General features: G+C 33.0%; 10 protein-coding genes. All 10 read left to right on the top strand.

What is annotated here, in order from left to right; all coding sequences use genetic code 11:
• Positions 1-6 precede the first annotated feature (6 nt).
• The 10 genes from ABJD27_RS20185 to ABJD27_RS20230 are packed head-to-tail and all read left to right on the top strand — an operon-like array spanning position 7 to position 19468.
• Positions 7-297, top strand: a complete 291-nt coding sequence (locus ABJD27_RS20185) for a PAAR domain-containing protein (protein ID WP_348163733.1) — start codon at positions 7-9, stop codon at positions 295-297.
• Between the two features lie 2 nt (positions 298-299).
• Positions 300-710 carry a GPW/gp25 family protein gene (locus ABJD27_RS20190; RefSeq protein WP_348163736.1) on the top strand — a complete coding sequence of 137 codons (411 nt, stop codon included), beginning with the start codon at positions 300-302 and terminating at the stop codon, positions 708-710.
• An 8-nt stretch (positions 711-718) separates the two neighbouring features.
• Complete coding sequence (locus ABJD27_RS20195) at positions 719-4024, top strand: baseplate J/gp47 family protein (protein WP_348163739.1); 3306 nt, start codon at positions 719-721, stop codon at positions 4022-4024.
• Complete coding sequence (locus ABJD27_RS20200; protein WP_348163742.1) at positions 4015-7020, top strand: hypothetical protein; 3006 nt, start codon at positions 4015-4017, stop codon at positions 7018-7020. Before ABJD27_RS20195 ends, ABJD27_RS20200 begins: the two co-directional genes overlap by 10 nt.
• An 11-nt stretch (positions 7021-7031) precedes the next feature.
• Entirely contained in the window at positions 7032-13700 is a 6669-nt protein-coding gene (locus tag ABJD27_RS20205) for a hypothetical protein (RefSeq protein WP_348163745.1), read from the top strand.
• Entirely contained in the window at positions 13700-15925 is a 2226-nt protein-coding gene (locus ABJD27_RS20210; RefSeq protein WP_348163748.1) for a contractile injection system tape measure protein, read from the top strand. Before ABJD27_RS20205 ends, ABJD27_RS20210 begins: the two co-directional genes overlap by 1 nt.
• Positions 15926-15975: 50 nt before the next feature.
• Positions 15976-18072, top strand: coding sequence for a DUF4157 domain-containing protein (locus ABJD27_RS20215; RefSeq protein ID WP_348163751.1), 2097 nt, complete (start codon positions 15976-15978; stop codon positions 18070-18072).
• A 59-nt stretch (positions 18073-18131) separates the two neighbouring features.
• Entirely contained in the window at positions 18132-18632 is a 501-nt protein-coding gene (locus tag ABJD27_RS20220) for a hypothetical protein (protein ID WP_348163754.1), read from the top strand.
• A 42-nt stretch (positions 18633-18674) separates the two neighbouring features.
• A complete protein-coding gene (locus ABJD27_RS20225; RefSeq protein ID WP_348163757.1) occupies positions 18675-19130 on the top strand; it encodes a hypothetical protein in 456 nt (151 codons plus the stop codon).
• 11 nt (positions 19131-19141) lie between these two features.
• A complete protein-coding gene (locus ABJD27_RS20230; protein WP_348163760.1) occupies positions 19142-19468 on the top strand; it encodes a hypothetical protein in 327 nt (108 codons plus the stop codon).
• Positions 19469-19574: the final 106 nt, after the last annotated feature.

The following is a 19574-nucleotide window of genomic DNA, read 5'->3' on the forward strand; positions in this document are numbered from 1 at the left end:
TAAAATATGGGAGCACCCGCCGCAAGAATAACAGATATGCATGTATGCCCTATGGTAACAGGAGTCGTTCCTCACGTAGGAGGTCCTATTTTACCAGCAGGAGAACCTACAGTATTGATAGGTAGTTTACCTGCCGCAAGAGTGGGCGATATGGCAACTTGCGTTGGTCCTCCTGATAGTATTGTCTTAGGATCTACATCTGTACTCATAGGCGGAATGCCAGCTGCAAGAATGGGGGATTCTACAGCACACGGAGGAACAATCATTTTAGGAGAACCAACAGTATTAATAGGGTAATTATGGATATTAAAAATTCATTTTTAGGAACAGGATGGGCTTTCCCTCCAGAGTTTGTAAAAGAGCAAAAGCAAACGAAGATGACTTCTAATGAGGAGGACATCAAAAGTAGCTTGCATATTTTACTCACTACACGGTTAGGAGAGCGTGTTATGCTTCCTGAATATGGTTGTAATCTAGAAGAATTATTATTTGAGTCTCTTAACAGGACACTTATTACTTACACTGTAGACTTAATAAAAACGGCTATTCTTTATCACGAACCTAGGATAGACGTGCTTAAAATAGACATCTCAGAAACAGATCCTTTAGAAGGAAAGTTAGTTATCTCCTTAGATTATATAGTGAGAGCTACCAATTCAAGAACTAATGTAGTATTCCCTTTCTATAAAGAAGAGGGAACCGATATATAAGCAAGACGATGGGCAAATGTAACGACATAGATAAAGTATTAAAAAGAAATGGTACAGGTCAAGAAGAGCGATTTATAACTCAATTAAATCCTTCCAATTTTGAACTGAATGATTTTGATGTTGAAGATTGGATACTTTTTACATATAATTTTGCCAAGCATGTTAATTATTTTGATACTTCAAATAGCGCTATTGCTCAAGGGGATTGGCAAGATTTCTTTAATTGTTTTGATTTTGAAAGTGTCGAAATCCCTTTTCGTGAAAGCAGAACATATACTCGACAAAAAGAGCATATCACAAAAGTCCTATCTTCCTTTAAAGAAGATGGAAGTTTGACACCACATCTTACATTATTTGTTTGTTTTTTACAACTTTTGGAACATTCAAAAACTAGGTTTAATGATATTACAAAACGACATTTAGATTTTTATTATAAGAATATCTTACAGGTAGATAAAAAGGCAGCAACACCAGATAATGTTCATGTCATTTTTGAACTGGCAAAAAAAAGTACTCAAGAACTTATTGTTACCAATACGCAATTAAATGCAAAACAAGATGCTAATGGAAATCCGTTAATCTATACCACTGATGAAAAACTTATTGCAAATCAAGCAAAGGTCGCCTCTATTAAATCGGTTTATAATGATGTCTCTCTTCAAGAGATAAAAGCAAGTCCTGTAGCCAATACACTAGACGGATTTGAAGAACCTCTTCCTGAAGAAGAGCCATACTGGCTACCTTTTGGGTATACTTCTGCCGAAAAAGATTTTACAGAATTACCTAATGCTTCTATAGGATTTGCAATAAGTTCCCCCTTATTTAATCTTCAAGAAGGTACTAGGACTGTTGAAGTGACATTAAGCTTTGATACAGAAATCATTACTACAGATTTTAAACTTTCGGAAATTAAGGTTCCAGATATCAAAGATATCATTAGTGTGTATGGCAGTGGGAATGGAAAATGGATAGGGCCTGTTGTCTTAAAAACAACGTCTGATTCTATTACAGGCATGAGCACAAAAGTAGTAGACAATAATACATTGGTTCTCTCTTTCCAACTTACCAAAGATCTCCCTGCTCTTATAAATTACGATCCAGAATTTTTATTAGAAGGATACGACACGACTTCTCCTGTTGTTAGATTCTTAATAGATACTTCAAAAAAAGATGGAACATCCATAGGGCATAACTTTTACCGTTCACTAATTAATAGAACATTAAACTCAATTACCATAAAAGTAGATGTTCAGGAGGCTTCTTCTGTTCAAATAGAAAATGACAATGGTGTTTTAAAAGCTAAAAAGCCATTCTTTCCATTTACACCAACACCTATAAAAAACAGCAACTTTAGTATTGATTATAAGGAAGCTTTCGCGAAAGCGTGGAAAAAAATAAATATCGATTTCTCATGGAAGAATACTCCAGAAGATTTTGAAGTTTGGTACAATGCATATAAGAATAGTGCGATTCCTGGTCAATCGGGAAATGACAACATTGTTGCTGATGAACTTTACTTTACAGCGACAAAAGAAATTTTAAATAAAGAGGATTGGAAACCTATTGCAGGAACACAAGATTTATTCAAGAGTGTGCCAGATGAGAATGGTGATTTCTTGAGGTATGATTGTGCGATTGAAATAGATAATAATGGTTTTGAAATAGATAAAACAGGTCCTATACGTTTAAATTTAAACACTTCTTTTTTACATGATTTGTTTCCTAAATTATATGCTTCATCGCTTATAGGAAATACGACAAGTACTATCGTTTTAAATGAGAATAACGTTCCTACATCTGTCAGTACAACAACAACTGAGGGAGAGATTCCTAACCCTCCATACACACCTATAGCCGAAAATATTACATTAAGTTATACTGCCGAGGAAACTAGACTCATACAATCACAAACATTACCTATAGATACAGTAACGCCTCTTGCTCTTTTAAATAATAAAGACACTTATAATCAAGAAAGAATTAGGCTCTACCATATACACCCATTTGGTCAATGTGAAGAACATAATTACTTAAAAACTACAAAGCAAGAAAAAGGGATAAAAGACGCATACGATAGCGCAAATATTAACTCTTATTTATTGCCAACGTATTGTCATGGTGGGGAGTTATTTATAGGACTCGAAGATGCAAGTGCTCAACAAAACATAGCACTCCTAGTGCAAGTTTTAGAAGGAAGCGAAAACCCACAAGCTGTCTCTTTTAGAGAAAAGGAAGAAATACAATGGGCCGTTCTTTGTCAAGATAAATGGAAGAGCTTAACAAATGATATTCTCTCAAATGATACAGATAACTTTTTGCGTTCTGGTATTGTTAAGTTTTCTATTCCTAGAGAAGCAACACAAGACAACACTCGATTACCTAAAGGATATATTTGGATTAGAGCAAAGATGCATAAAGCATACGATGCTGTATGTAAAGTCATTAATCTTCATACACAAGCAGTACTTGCCACTTTTGAAAACAACACAAACGAGTTATCTCATATAGATGAAGGGTTGCCGGCAGAGACTATTGCAAAATTAATTACCCGTATCCCTCAGGTAAAAGGAGTCACACAACCATATACTTCTTTTAATGGAATTCCAGAAGAATCTGACGTGCGGTTTTATAGACGAATTAGTGAGCGTTTAAGACATAAAAACAGGGCAATTACGCTTTGGGATTATGAGCATTTAATTCTTCAGGAATTCCCAGAGATATTTAAAGTAAAGTGTTTAAATCACACCTATATAGAAGCAGAAAATGACACTTCAAAAGACAATTATATCGCTGCTGGACATGTCACTTTAATTGTCATCCCTGATAGTGTGAACAAGAATGTTTTTGACATCTATCAACCACGTGTAAGTAAAGGATTAATAAACAAAATAAAGGAGTTTTTAAATCAATACAACACATTACATGTTACTGCCGATGTTATTAATCCTAGATATGAAGAAGTTAAAGTGACACTAGAAGTTGAATTTCTTGAAGGTAATGATGAGCGTTTTTATAGTAAACAACTTGAGGAGGATATCAGAAATTTTCTTTCTCCATGGGCTTTTGATACTACTCAAGAAATCGTTTTTGGAATTGACCTTCACAAGAGTGTCTTAATAGATTATATAGAAAAACTACCCTATGTAGATTATTTACAAAATGTAATTATAGAAAAAGATAAAGTGGTCATGGATAATGTGGTTACACCCTCTACTCCAAGATCCATTTTAGTATCTGCAAAGTCGCATGCTATAAGCACCGTATTAACCACATGCAAGGGTAAAAAAATACAAGAAAAACTAATATGTCAGTAACAAATACACATACCGCAATACCAAAAAATGTTGCTACTAATGACGACTTAGATTTTCATTATTTAAGAAGTTTAGGAGTACAATATATAGAGGAATTAGGAGGCAGTTTATGGACAGATTTTAACTCTCATGATCCAGGAATAACGATGCTAGAAATGCTATGTTATGCCATTACAGATCTAGGAATGCGAATTGATCTCCCTATTAATAATTTACTCGCGTCAGAAAATAAAGGTGAGCAATTATCAAATCAGTTTTATCGCGCATCGGAAGTTTTTCCAACAAAACCTGTAATTCCAGAAGATTACAGAAAATTATTTATAGATCTTGAAGGCGTACGAAATTGCTGGCTTAGAATTGCCGAAAGAACTGTATATGCCGATTGTAAAAATGATGCTTTATCATATGATGAATTTGCATTTTCAGAAATTCCAGAAGCATTCCAAAAAAATTATAATTTAAAAGGACTTTATACATTATTAGTAGATTTTGAAGGTATAGATGAATCCTTGACTAAGGAAGAAAGAGCTATTGAGATTAATAAGATTCGAGATCTTATTCTTGATAAATATCATCAAAATAGAAATCTTTGTGAAGACCTCATCGAAATTAAAGAAGTTCCTGAACAGCCTATATCTGTATGTGCAAGTGTTGAGGTTCTTCCAGAGGCAGATGAAGAGTTAATTCACGCAAAAATTCTAACTGCGATCAATGATTATTTTTCTACAACGCTCCGTTTTTACTCTATAAAAGAAATGCTTGATAAAGGGTATTCACCAGATCAAATATTTGATGGCCCTTTTTTACTTGATAATGGATTTATTGATTCTGAAGAATTAAAGGAAGCAGATTTACGTAGTGAAGTCCGTTTATCTGATATTCTAAAAATCATTATGAATATAGAAGGTGTTCTTCATGTAAAAGACATTTCTATAGGTCATTGTGATCCAAACAAAGAACTTTTAAATGAATGGGTTATCTGTATTGAAAAAGACACAAAACCCATTTTATGTGATAAAAGCACTTTTAGTTATAACAAAGGGGTATTGCCTTTAAATATAAATAAAAAACAAGTAGACATTTACTTAGCACAGTTAAAAGAAGATGCTCTTATTGATAATTTAATTCCTGAAGATGAGAGGGATCTTGATTTTCCAGGAAGTACTTTTCTCTCTCCAGAGAGTTATACAACTTTACAAAACGATTTTCCAGAAACGTATGGTATAGGACAAACTGGAATAGCCGCTAGAGCTACAGATGAAAGAAAAGCTCAAGTAAAACAATTAAAAGGGTATTTGCTCTTTTTTGATAAGATACTAGCTAGTTATTTCAAGCATTTAGGAAAAGTAAGACAATTACTTTCTATAAATGGAGGGCTTGAAAAAACATACTTTACACAAGCTATCGAAGATCTTAAAGGTTTTGACGAGCTTGTAAAAGATTATCCAACTGCTGGTACAGAAATAGATAATACGATTTTAACACAAACGCTTTTTGGACAGCAGGATAATAATATAGTACGTAGAAATGAAATTTTAGATCATTTACTTGCTCGATTTGCAGAAAAATTTGGGGATTATACATTTTTAATGAAAGCCTTATTTGGTACTGCAACCAATGAAATTGTACTAGCCAATAAAGAAGATTTTTTAAACGATTATGTCACTATAAGTTCAGAAAGAGGGAGTGCTTTTAATTATTACAAGCAACCAAAAGAAAATCTATGGGATACCGATAATATTTCAGGAGCTCAGAAAAGAATCGCTCGCTTAGTCGGTATAAAAGAGTATAACAGAAGAACTTTAAGCGACTCTTTTGTAGACATTTATTCTTTAGTAAATGAAGCTTCAAAAACAGTGTTTAGATGGCGCATAAAAGATGAAAATAAAAATATTCTTCTTTCTGCCACTGAAGCTTATAACACAACTTCTGCAGCAAGTCAAGAGCTATATTTAGCAGTTTTACATATTATTCAAACTTCTGAAAAGGAAGTAGAGAATACTTTTAAAAATGGAGATATAGATGATGCAATCATTGGAAATATTAGAGTACATAAATCAAACAGTGGGAAGTATTCTTTTGATATCATTAATCTAGAAAAGCCAGAAAGTAGTAAAGATTACATTATAGCAAAACAGTTTAAGTATTATGATAGTGTAATAGAAGTTAAGGAAGCCATTCTGAACATCATCTCTTTTATGAAGTTCAAATTTACCGAAGAAGGCATTTTCCTTGTAGAACACATTTTATTACGCCCCGAATATCCTCAAAATATTGAAACCCCAGAAGATACTGAGGTTGTAGAAGATGCTGAGGTTCCAGAAGAAGTTGAAGTTCCAGAAGAAATTGAAATTCCTCCCTTCCTTCCTATTTGTACAGACAATTGCGAAGATAATTGTGGTATAGATCCATACTCATATAGAGTGAGTATTGTCATACCTGGGTATACCTATAGGTTTTCAAATCCAGATTTTAGAAACTACATGGAAAATATAATCAAAGAAGAATTACCTGCTCATATACTTCCAAAGATCTGCTGGATAGGACATCGCGAAAATGATTTGGAAAATATAAAGGAGCAGTACTTACAGCAATTAGAAAATGAAAAAAATACAGCTCTTGAACAGTTAGATGAACAGATTACAGTAATACAAAATGGAGAACTAACCCAAGAAGAAAAAGATATCCAAATAGCTGCCTTAGAATTACAAAAAAATGAAGTGACTCTTCTTATAGAGAAAAGAATTGCAGACTATTTAGAAAGCATTGAAAATCAAACAAATGACCTTGTTGAGTTTGAAGATGCATATCAAGCGTATCTATTTGAAAAAACATCATTAGGACAAGAACAACCCGATGAATTAAAAGACCTTTTAACGGCCATAGGAAATCTGAATACAATCTACCCGGTAGGTCGCCTCTTAGATTGTGATGATGAAAGTGATGAATTAGAAGGAAAAATCATATTGGGACAAACAAATATAGGAACACTATAAAAAATATTAGGATGAACACAAAGCTAGCTACCATAACGACACAGTATAGTAAATTTAGTGATAATCAGGTCCTGACAAAGGGACAACTAAATGAGTTTTTAGATTACTTTGAAGATCAAGATCACTTATCAAGAATAGGTTTAAGCGGTGTTGGAATTGTATGTGGTTTTCATATTGCATACAATGCTTCCTTAAAAGAAATTAAAATAAGCAAAGGGTATGGAGTTACCACTGATGGAGATTTACTGGCATTAGTAGAGCCTCAAAAACCTTCTGAAGGAGAGCCTTTAAATAGAGGGTTACAGCTTATAAAAGAAGCTTTTAAAACATATACTCACTATCGCGTTTTTGATGATAGCAATGCAAAATACACGCCTTTCTTTTATAATGAAGAAGAGCAAATAGATCTTTTAGAAATTTTCCCAGGAGAAGATATAGATACTACAAATACATCGTATACTAACTTAAAGGAATTATCTCAAACGTTATTAGATGACAAAGTTGTCTTACTCTATTTAGAAAACTACCCAAAACAAGGGGACTTATGTACCGCTTTGGATTGTGATAATCAAGGTATAGAACAAATTGCTAGATTACGCGTACTGTTAGTTTCTAGTGATGATGCAAGAACAATAACAGGATATGATGCGATCTACAATGAGCATGACTGGAATGAATACTATCTCGCTCTACCAGAAATAGTAGTAAAGAGGGACATTCTTACCTGTGCAAACACAAAAGAATATACCGTCTTAAAAGAAAACTATTACAATCTTATTAAGGATAATGAGACATTAGCAGATTTAGGATTAGGACTAGATGCTATTTTAGAAAAATTTAATAAACCTTCTATATCATCTAGCATTTCTACTCTCTTTGACATAAGTCCTTATGCTGTCTCTCCTGATATTCAATATAGGTATGATTTATTAAAAGATTTAGTAAGTACATATACTGAAATTAAAGAATTATTGCTCCACATTAATGTACACTGTTGTCCATCTATAGGTTCGTTTCCAAAGCATTTATTATTGGGAAGATTAAAAGAAAATCAAGCATATTATAAGTCATTAAGACATCGTTTTTATAAATCTCCTATTATAGGTCATGAAGATGATAATCTTCAAAGAGTACAACATTTATTAAATCGAGCTCTTCTTTTAGTAAACAACTATTTAGAAGAAGAAAAAGGTGAAGACATTAAAATAACACCCTCTCAGGCATATGGTTTTTTAAGTAATAAAGCTATTCCTTTTTATTATAATGTAAGTGATAATTTATTAGATCATTGGAGTCATGACAAGCACAAAAACTATGCTCAAAAAACAAATCTAAGCTACCACACAGGAAATTTATCTACATCACCTACTATTAAGGAGCCTCTTTTGTATACCATAGATAATTATAATTTTTTAAGAATAGAAGGTATACAAGGTAAATCATATCAAGATGCATTAGATCAGGTTTTACAATTAAAAGAAGACTACGGATTAAATTTTGACGTCAAAACATTGTCTATAAATGCAACCACAAAAAGTATAGATCTTGCAGACTATCGCTGTGAGTTTGAAGACTTAAATGTATTACTCAAAGCCTGGACGACAGAACAAGAGTGTATTCTTGCTTCCATGGCTAGTTTCTTTTCTGGATTTAGCACAGATAAAGTAGGTGTTAATATAAAAGAAATTGAATATACACAAGTAATTAGTATTGCAGATGCAGAAGTAGAAATTGCTCTTCCTATCCATGAGACTATAGCAATTGATGCTATTGAAAGACCCAAAAGCAAAATTACTAGTGATAAAAAAACTGATAAGGAAAACATTTTTGGAAGGAATAGTAAAAAACGTTCTACTTACAAAAAGAATGTTATTGATAACAGTCTAGCTGATGAAGAAAAAACAATAGGCCCTGTTATGAAAAGAGTCTTTGAAGAAAACAAAAAAGGGTCTGTAAATGACATTAAAAATGCTGCAAAATCAAAAATACAAGCGCTCTTATCTACAAATGAATGGCTTGCTAAACCCACTGTACGCGACTTTGTTTTAAACGATGTTGTTGATCTTTTATCAGTAACATATATATTATCCGAGAGAATACCACAATCTATATCACAAATAGACACGGGTAATATTAACACGTATGAGTTAACACTAGACGAGGTTTGTTTACTCGTAAAACATCTAAAAGTCACATACCAAAACATAGAACTAGGAGATACACTTAAAGACATCTTAGGGCTATTAATTAATCAGCTTTCTTTTGTGTGTTGTTCTGGTGAAAAACTAGCCATTCTTCTTGATGAAATCGAAAATAGAAAAACAGAAATATTAACTCAAATTCAACTTTCTGAATTCGTTAAAAAACATCCAGGACTTAGACATCAAGCTGGAGTTATTCCTGGAGGCACATTTATAATGGCATACTTAACTGAAAATGCCGCAGATAAATCTACGTATCAACCAGTTCGCATGGAACTTAACTTCTTAGAACAACCCAATATAGATGATGATGGCACCGATGGAGACGAAGGGATTATACAACTTTGGGATGATAGAATAAGTACAAGGTTTGCATTTCTTCATAAAGTTACAAATGGAACACAAAATCCTAGAAATGAGATTGTAATGATTGGAGATTCTATAGAAGAAACAGTATCTAATCTTGCTGAATTTCTTAATAATATTTGGCAGGTCGCTGGTTTCTCAAACAAATGTCAAGCTACTACAGATAAGGAAAAACTTATTATAGAAATTATTGACCAAAGGGTTAGACGAAAAGAACATTTTATTCAGTTTTATAACCCAGCAATTGTAGAAACAAACAATAAAATCTTTTTTGACGAGAATGAAATCATTGCTAGAAACGTCACACTAAAGAATAGAGTCATTGCAGATTTTTCACTTCCATATATGTGTTGTTCTGATTGTGCTCCTATTAATTTTATTGTACCAAAAGAACCTATCACTTTAAGTCTTCCTGTATCACATATTTGTTTGGATGATACTACAATTCCTATTCCATTTACAGTAACTCCAGCAGATGGAGAGATAAAAGCTGTTGTAGAGGAAGGTATCTCTGGTGGAATAACCCAAAATGAAGAAGGGGCATACTTTTTTGACGCAAGTCTTCTTGATCCAAGTTTATATGGAACAGAAATTAGCTTTACTGTTAATGATGAAGAAACAACTACAGTTATTACTGTATATCAAACGCCGCAACCTATTATTTTACCTCTAACTGAGGATTTTATTTATAATGATACTAGAACTGAAGTAGAAGTGTTTTTTGATGTCTCTGGAACTGGAATTAATGCAAGCACTGAATTTGCTTGGGACTTTGGTGACAATACTCCTATTGATTCACAAAGACCAAATTCTGATCATATAATAAGTCACATATATACACTTCCTATTGAACCAAACAATACTGCATTTCCAAGAGTAAGTGTTACAAATGGACTCTGTACAAATGATATCATTCTAGAGGGGATTGTATTTCAGGATCTCATAGAGCCATCTTTAACAATACAAGGCTCATATTGTTTAGATACTCAAAGAGAATCTAATGTTGAAATTCCTTTTACAAATATAAGTCCTGAAAATGGCCTTATAGAAATCGTTGGAGGAGATGAGGATGGAATATTTATCAATCAAGATGCGAGAAGTTTAGTAATTATTCCAGGAGTTTTTAATCGATTTAATGAGCCTATTGCTTTTACAATAAGTTCACTTCCTACAACAGCTCAAATAACTATTTTCCGTATGCCTCAAGTAAGTATTGTACATGATGAAGGTAGTTTCTTCTGGGAGGATGGAATACTAAAGCAGAATTACTTCTTTGATGTAGAGTTTCTAGATGAAATAGATCCTAGTTCTTTAACATATGAATGGCTTATTAATGAAGACACTGTCAGTACAGAAAGATCCTTCACGCATCAATTTATAATGACAGATGAAAATTTTGATCGATCATTTCATGTAGAACTTTTTGTAAATAGTGCTAGTGGATGTGGTGTTAGAGAAACAGTGCCAATTACCATAGTATATCCATCATTCTCATTAGCATTACCAAGAGAATCTTTTTGTACAAGAGATGAAGAATCCTACCCTATTACATTCTCCCCTGCTCTTTCTGGGACAGAAATAATAGGCCCTGGAGTAAGTCAGAATGATGACGATAGCTATGTATTTACACCTATTGCTACAGAGATTACAACATCACAAGAAATCAATTTAAATATTGTAGGAATAACAGAGCCTCTAACCGTATTTTTAGATAGTGGGCCTGCTGTTAACTTTACAGTCGTTATTACACCAGAAGGAAGACTTCTCATAGAAAACACTTCTGATATAGGAGCAGCTCCATACGTTTGGAATATTGCAGGACAAGAAATTGTGAGGCAAAATAGAGCTGGATTTGATCTTGATGTAAACTCTTTTGAAGAATCTGTTATTGATATCTCACTGACTGTACACGGACAGTGTGGACCTAATACTCTTATAAGAGAAAATATAACCATACGAGGAGACATTGAATTTGCATTAGAATTACCAGGTGGAAATAGGGATTATTGCAATACAGATGATACTGCATATCCTATAACAATTATTCCTAACATACCAGGAACTGAAGTAGAAGGAGATGGTGTAGACCAAAATAGCGATGGTAGTTTTGTATTCATCCCTGTAAATACTGGAATAACATCATCAGGACCTGTAGATATTCGTGTTGTTGATCACGATACCGTACTTACTGTACAAATACATGAACCTCCAACAATAAACATAGCGCAAGAACCTAGTAATCTCCAGATTACAAGACCTCAGAACACACTAGATGTCACATTTACAGCAAGTCCTAATATTCCTGGAGCCACATATACATGGACTTTTGGAGATGGAGCTATATTAATAGGAGATTCTGTTCCAAAAACATTTACAATATCTAATGATATTGAAGAAGTCTTCTCGACATCAGTTACGCTAGAAGTCTCTGGAACGATCTGTACAATTGAACCTATTAGTCGACCTATAGACATTGAAATAAATCTTCCTAATTTCACAATAGAAATAGATGAAGGGAATAGAGATTTCTGTATTGAAGATGAAGAGTGGTATCTTATCACTATTACACCAGATATACCAGAAACTGTAGTAGAAGGAAATGGAGTATTCCCTAATGAAAGCGATCAATATTTCTTTAGACCTAATAGCCCTGGAGTAACACCAGGACCTGTGCAAATTACTATAAATGATGTGGTTTTAGCAACAGTACAAGTACATGAACAACCAACAATAACTGTAGCACAAGTTCCTAATAATTTACAAATTACTAGACCACAGAATACACAGGAAGTTACACTGACTGCAAGTCCTAATATTCCTGGAGCTACATATACTTGGGATTTTGGAGATGAAACTTCTGATACAGGGGTTTCGGTTTTAAAAGAATTTACTGTTCCAAATGAATTTGAAGGAGATTTTCCTATCTCAGTGATTCTAAATGTTTCTGAGACTATATGTGATTTTCCTACTATTACTGACTCAGTAATTATCACAGTCATTACTCCTTCTTTTGAGCTAGATCTAAATAACGGGAATTTAGATTTCTGTGATGATGACGATTTCCCATACCCTATTACAATTACCCCTGATAATATACCAGGAACTACAGTACAAGGTTTAGGGATACGATCAGATGGTAATGGTGGTTTCGTATTTAGACCTGATTTAGCAGGAACGGGGTCTAAAAATATTTCGATTGGTGAAGCTATTTTATTAACCGCAAATGTCATTCCACATCCAGTAGCTAATTTTACATTTAATCCTCCTAATCCTGGTGTCACAGTATCTAATAGATCAAGAACAATCACATTTACTGCTTCAGGAGCTAGTTCTATTATAAATAATTTTCCTGATGCTCAGTTTATTTGGAAATTTATAGATGTAAATACTCAAGAAACAATAGATGAACGTGAAGGAGTTTCTGTTAATCCAACATTTACAGTACCTCTAAACGTTCAAGGCAGTTATAACATAACAGCAATATTAAATATTGAGGGAACACTTTGTGATCCTAATCCAGAACCAAAACCTGTAGTGATCACAATAAGTCCTGATCCAGATACTGGAGAACCTAGAAGTTGTAATGAGATTGTAGATGAAGCTATTATAGCAGATGGAGACTCTATAAAGGATGACCCAGTTTCTAGTGGTGAGATTGGTCAATCTATTGTACGTCCAACAAAAAGTCTTTATGGTACTGTTATCGGAAAAATAAATATGTTTATAAGTGGAGGAAATAATGATCAATTAAACGGATTGTTTTTCCCTCTTATTGAAACAACTGCAAACACATTATTACAATTTGAAGAACAACAAGAAGTACAATTTCTTACAAAATATTTAAAAGTTCAAATAAAATTACTCTTTCATATTCTGCATTGCCAAAAGGATATAAGCGATTCCGATAAAAGCGTTATTGAATCTACAATAGATCAAATTGAAATAGCGCTTAATAACCTTAAAGATAAATTATTTGACATCGCACCAAATCCGGAAAAACCAGATGAAGGAACGTTGAGACAATTCTTAATAGATTGTCAAAATGGTGAAGAAATAGCAGATTTTGTTAAAGATAGAATAACTAGTCTAATCGATTTAATAAGAGTAGATTAATGTTATTAGAACAAGAACATATTATTAACAAGGTATTCCTTGATGTAGAGACCAATAATGTCACTGTGGCTCATACACTCAAGGATCGCCTTGGTGTGTTCTTAAAAGAAGATATCCTTCCCTATCTAGAAAACTATTTTAAAAGTATAGAACAAGAACTTCCGACTGAAATTGTACAAATTAATCAGTTACATCTCGAGATTCAAGCAAATGATTATAATGATTTTGAAGCCTTAAAAACAAACGCTAAAGAAAAGCTTGTAGAAAAAATAAACAGCATGTTAAAAACACCATCTCAAGAAAAAGAGATGGTACTTATAAATACAAAACAAGGCAAAGAGCGGTCCCTGTTATTTTTTATAGAACACGGATCTACCCCATGGTGGGAAACAACAACAGGTCAGTTTCAATTTACAATAACAGATATTGAAGAGGTTTCAGCAAGTGCTAGTTTTTCAAATAAACTCCTTCAGCAGCTTAAAATTCCTGCAAGTAAAAAACGATGTATACATCAGTTTACAGATAAAGAATTACAAGTATTACTAAAAGCAGCTTTTAAAAATTCAAAAGAAGTAACGTTCCTCCGTGATGAGATCATCGATTTATTTAAACGTTTAAGTCCACTATCAAGAGTATTTATTTGGTCTGAAATGATCACCTATTTACAATCAAAAAACGAAACAGCATTTATCATACAGTTACATAAAGGGCTCACTAAAAGTACAAGTAGTATAGATAAGAGTGTATACGCTTTCGCGAAAGCGGTCTTAGCAATAGTACAACAGGTATTCATCATAAAGAAAGAGAGTGTCATAACACTATTACAAGAAAAAATCAAAAACACTTCTCAGAAAGAAGATACTTTACTCGTACATCTCATTTCTATGTGTTCTAAAATAGGACTTACACCAGAGGTAAATCATCTATTAGCATCTATACAACAAGATAATCACAAGGTGTATAAACAGCTTCAAGAAAGCGCAACAGAAACAAACAATGCAACTACCTCTTTTAAAGAAGATCAGGCATCTTTAACAAAGACAGAAGACATACAAACAAAAAGTGCTCCTGAAGAAACAACTCAAGAGTTGCAAGAAGATGAGATTCCTATTACCAAAAACCAGCTAGGAGTTCAAAATAAAAATAAAGGTATTGATGAGATTTCTTCAGAAAATACTGCTATTAAAAAAGAGGGAACACCTAGTAAATTACAAGAAGATATCGATACAACAACTACACAAGATATTCAGAGTAAAAATGGCCTGATTACTAATAATAATATTAGAGATGTACAAGAAGATCAAAAAGTAACACATCCAGATACAATCAAAAAAGAAGAAGGTATAATAGATCAAAAAGAACCTCCAACTAATCAAAAAACACAGCAGCAACAGCTATTAGAAAAAAATCAAAAAGAACATTCTTTAAAAAATATATTAAAAGAAAAAAACATAGATAAAGATCAAAAACAGAAACAATCTTTAGAAAACAACAAAAAAGAACATTCTCTAGAAAATATATCAAAAGAAAAAAGCACAGATAAAGATCTACAACAGAAACAACCGTCAGAAAACGGTAAAAAAGAAAGCCTCCAAGAAAACATATCAAGAGATATAGATATAGCGTCACAAACAGAAAGCTCTGAAAGACAACAAGAGATAATTTCAAAACCACTTATGGATACATATATAAAAGATATCATCTCGCATGAAAACCCAAACCTTCATAATTCGGGGACCCATTATGTTAAAAATGCTGGACTTATTATAGTACATCCATACCTATCCCATTTTTTTAAGAATTGTGGTTTACTAGATGACAACAATACAATTACAGATCAAGAAGTAGCAGTACACGCATTGCACTATCTAGCAACAAAAAAAGAACAGCAAATAGAAAGTTATATGGTTTTTGAAAAATTCTTATGTGGCGTTCCTATTCAAAAAACGATACCACGACACATTGTACTTTCTGACTATATAAAAGAACAAGCAGAAGAACTCCTAGAATCTGTTATTGAAAACTGGGGAGTGTTTAATAATGCTTCTACAGATTTAATCTGTCACGAATTTTTACAAAGAGAAGGAAAGTTAAGTTTTACAGAAGACAATCCTAAAATAGTTATCGAACGAAAAACGCAAGATATATTGGTAGACAAACTTCCTTGGGGAATAGGTATATGTAGGCTCCCATGGCTTGACCAGTTAATATTTACAAATTGGTAGTACATCAAAATTAAAAAAGAAAAACGCACACTATAAAACAGCAAAGGATTATGAGAAGGAAACATCAAAAACCGCCACCAAATCAAGTACTAGGAGGGGATTCATTCTTCAAACCAAAAGTCCAAACAAAATTGGCAATGGGAAAGCCTGGCGACACTTATGAGGTAGAAGCAGACCGTATGGCAGATCAAGTAGTTAATAAAACTGGATCTGGAGATGCTGTTCAAAAAATGGAAGGTGAAGAAGAGGTTCAACAAAAACCACTAGCCGCTAGTATTACTCCTTTAGTTCAAAAAATGGAGGAAGAAGAACCAGTGCAAGCTATGAAGGAAGAAGAACCTGTTCAAAAAATGGAAGAAGAAGAGCCTGTTCAAAAAATGGAAGAGGAAGAACCAGTTCAGAAAATGGAAGAAGAAGAGCCTGTGCAAAAAATGGAGGAAGAAGAGCCAGTGCAAGCTATGGAAGATGAGGAAGTCCAAACAAAAAAAGGGAATGCACCTTCAGCAAATTCAAATATAGAAGGGCAATTACGAAAAGGAAGCGGTGGCTCTAAAATGGATTCTAAGACACAAACCGAAATGGAATCTGGATTTGGCGCAGATTTTAGCAATGTAAATATCCATAACGATAGCGAAGCGGCACAAATGAGTCAAGATATAGGTGCCCAAGCATTTACACATGGAAATGATGTGTATTTTAATGATGGGAAATACAATCCTGAATCCAAAGATGGAAAACATTTACTAGCACATGAACTTACACATACCATACAGCAAAAAGGTATGATACAAAAAAAAGTGATGAAAAAAGATTTGAAATCGCATCGCTTTAATGGAAACAAAACAATTGAAAAAGTTTTAAATGGAAAGTTATTAATAAAGAAAGGAAGTAAAGGATCACATGTACGTATTGTCCAACAAGCTTTATTAGACGCTGGTTTTAAACTTCCAAAACACGGTGTTGATGGAGTTTTTGGTAATGAAACAAAAAAAGCAGTAAAAGACTTTCAAACAGCAAGTAAACTTCCAAAAAAAGAACAAGATGGTATTGTTGGAAAAATAACAATGTCAAAACTAGATAGTAAATACACTGGATATAAAACAGAACACGATCAATTTGCAGGAGTTTCTGATACTGATGTACTAAAAAACGCAAGAGCGATTACTAAAGGCGAAAAGAAAGATGTTGAAGAAGCCATGTCTACAGAAGTAAAAGCAAACCCTAAAACAGGTAAGCTCCCCGTGTTTGATCCTAAAAATGAAGCCGCTTATAAAAAGGAGCTCAAAGCTAAAACAGAAAAAATTGCACTAAAACAATATGATGCCCTCGGAAAAGGGAAAAAAGCAAAAAGAAAAGACAAGAAAAACCTACATAGCCCAAGTAGTATTAATGATCTCGCTAAAGTTTCAAAAACAGAAACAGATAAAGTATTTGGTAATATAAAAAAGGGGAATCCTTTAAAATTTGGGAAAAACATTTTTGATGGCTGGAGTAAAAAAGAAAATAGCCTTAAAGGAAAATCTAAAGTAGATCAAGCCGCTATTCAAACTGCATGGGCAGAGTGGAGAATTCAAAAAATTGTTGAAGGTCCAAGAATGACATCAATAAATGAAAAATGGGATGCCGTACAAAGTAGAACTCTTGAAAAAAAGGTTGTAAATGAAATTATAAAAGAACTATCTACAACATATAGAAAAGAAATGATACTAACACATTTAGGATGGCCTGGATTTGCTTCTGATGGAAAAATTTTCTTACAACGTTTTAAGACAAAAGGGAATGAAGGAAACCGTCAATATATGTGGGAAAATTTTGGAACGATCATTCATGAGTATATACATACCCTAGAAGCAAAAAGATCAAAAACCTACAGCAATAGTTTAGGAGAAAAACAAGGTGGTAAAGTATTAAGAGAAGGTGTTGCAGATTACTTTACTAAGATCGTTTATGAAAATATTAATTTTAAAGATCTCGCTTTACGTAAAAAGATTGAAGGAGATTTTTATAATAGTAAAAAAACCGATGAACCATCTAATAGTTACTATGCAGAAGCTAAGAATGCAGAACGCATTGCAGGGATCATTGGTATTAATAATTTAATGGCGTCATTTTTTCTAGGAAAAATAGAATATCTTAAAGGGACATGAAAAATACAATAATATACATCTTCTTATTAACTGTTAGTTGTAATAACACTCAAAACACCATGAAACATATCATAGATTGTAAAGATTTTATAACAATAGAACATGATTATTTTTTAAATGATTTAAACATTGAAAAGTGTCAAGAAATGTTACTAAAACAAATAGCTATAGATAATAAAGAACAAATAGACGGAACTCTTGGCATATCATTAATAGACTCATATTACTATAGGTATACCATAAATGATGATCAAGGCATATATACCACTATCTGGTTACAAAAAAATCAAATAGCCAAAATTGAGGTTCATAAATCTTGGACAATAAATCCTCAAATAAAACAAACAATAGATTCCTTGGGAGAGCCCTCTCTAAAACTAGATTATTATATAGATGTCGTCGAAATGAAAAATAAAGTTTGGGTATATCCCCAAAAAGGGATAGCTCTCTTTTTAGGGTTTAATGAAAACTCAATATATAGAGTAGAGTATTATAACCCTACTACACCTGAAGAATACAAATCCTCCCTTTACAATTTAGGGCGTCCAAGAGAATTTTAGATCTAAGAAATATCACACTATACTATAAAAACCATATTACTCATGAGAACACTAAAAATTTACTTCATCGTATTATGCGCTGTCACAACGATCACAAGTTGTACAAGCACAAGCTCTTTGTATGATCATTACACCTATACAGAAACCATAGAGATTAAACTACAGACTTTAAGTCTTATGGATAAATCTGATGATGCTTTCTCGTCACATGAAAATGAGGTGATTGATTTAAAAAATCAGTTAGAAAAAATGCTCACGTATGAAAGAGGAAAAAATCAAAATGTAATCACCACAAAAATGTGGGAAGTCCTGAATAATGACAACAAACTTGTAAAAAGCTATCTAACATTATGGGAACAAAAAGGGACTCTTAATAGCGCATTTATAGAAGAGGCAAAACCGCAAATTGAAAAAGCATTTAATATCCTAATTCAATATGAAGAAAAAAAGGACACAACCAGTGAAAATGCAGTCACAAGCTTTATAAGTAACCTATAAAAAATAACATTATGAATTTTGAAGAACTATTTAACGATCTAAAAGAAGAGATCATTACAGAGGCCAAAGAAAAATTTGGAGAGCAAGGAAAAGATATCATTGCAGATATGGAAGAATATTTAGCCCACTCTAAAGAAAAACTTAAGAAATGGACCATCTTATTTACTGAAGGTAACATAGATAAAGAAGAACTCGCCTGGTTATTACAAAGTCAAAAAGACCTATTAATTCTTAAAACACTTCAAGATGCAGGGATAAGTAAGATCAGCATAGGGCACTTCAAAAACAAAATTATAGATAGTGTATTCTCAAAAGTTTTGACATTAGCTCTCTCATAAAATTAACATATAGTATCCATGAATAATACTTGTATTCTGGATACTATATACGCTTTCGCGAAAGCGTATACAATCATAACAAATGCTTTAAAGACACATTAAATAA

Origin of the sequence: Dokdonia sp., assembly GCF_039945015.1 — a bacterium.
In the GTDB taxonomy this organism is placed as follows: domain Bacteria; phylum Bacteroidota; class Bacteroidia; order Flavobacteriales; family Flavobacteriaceae; genus Dokdonia.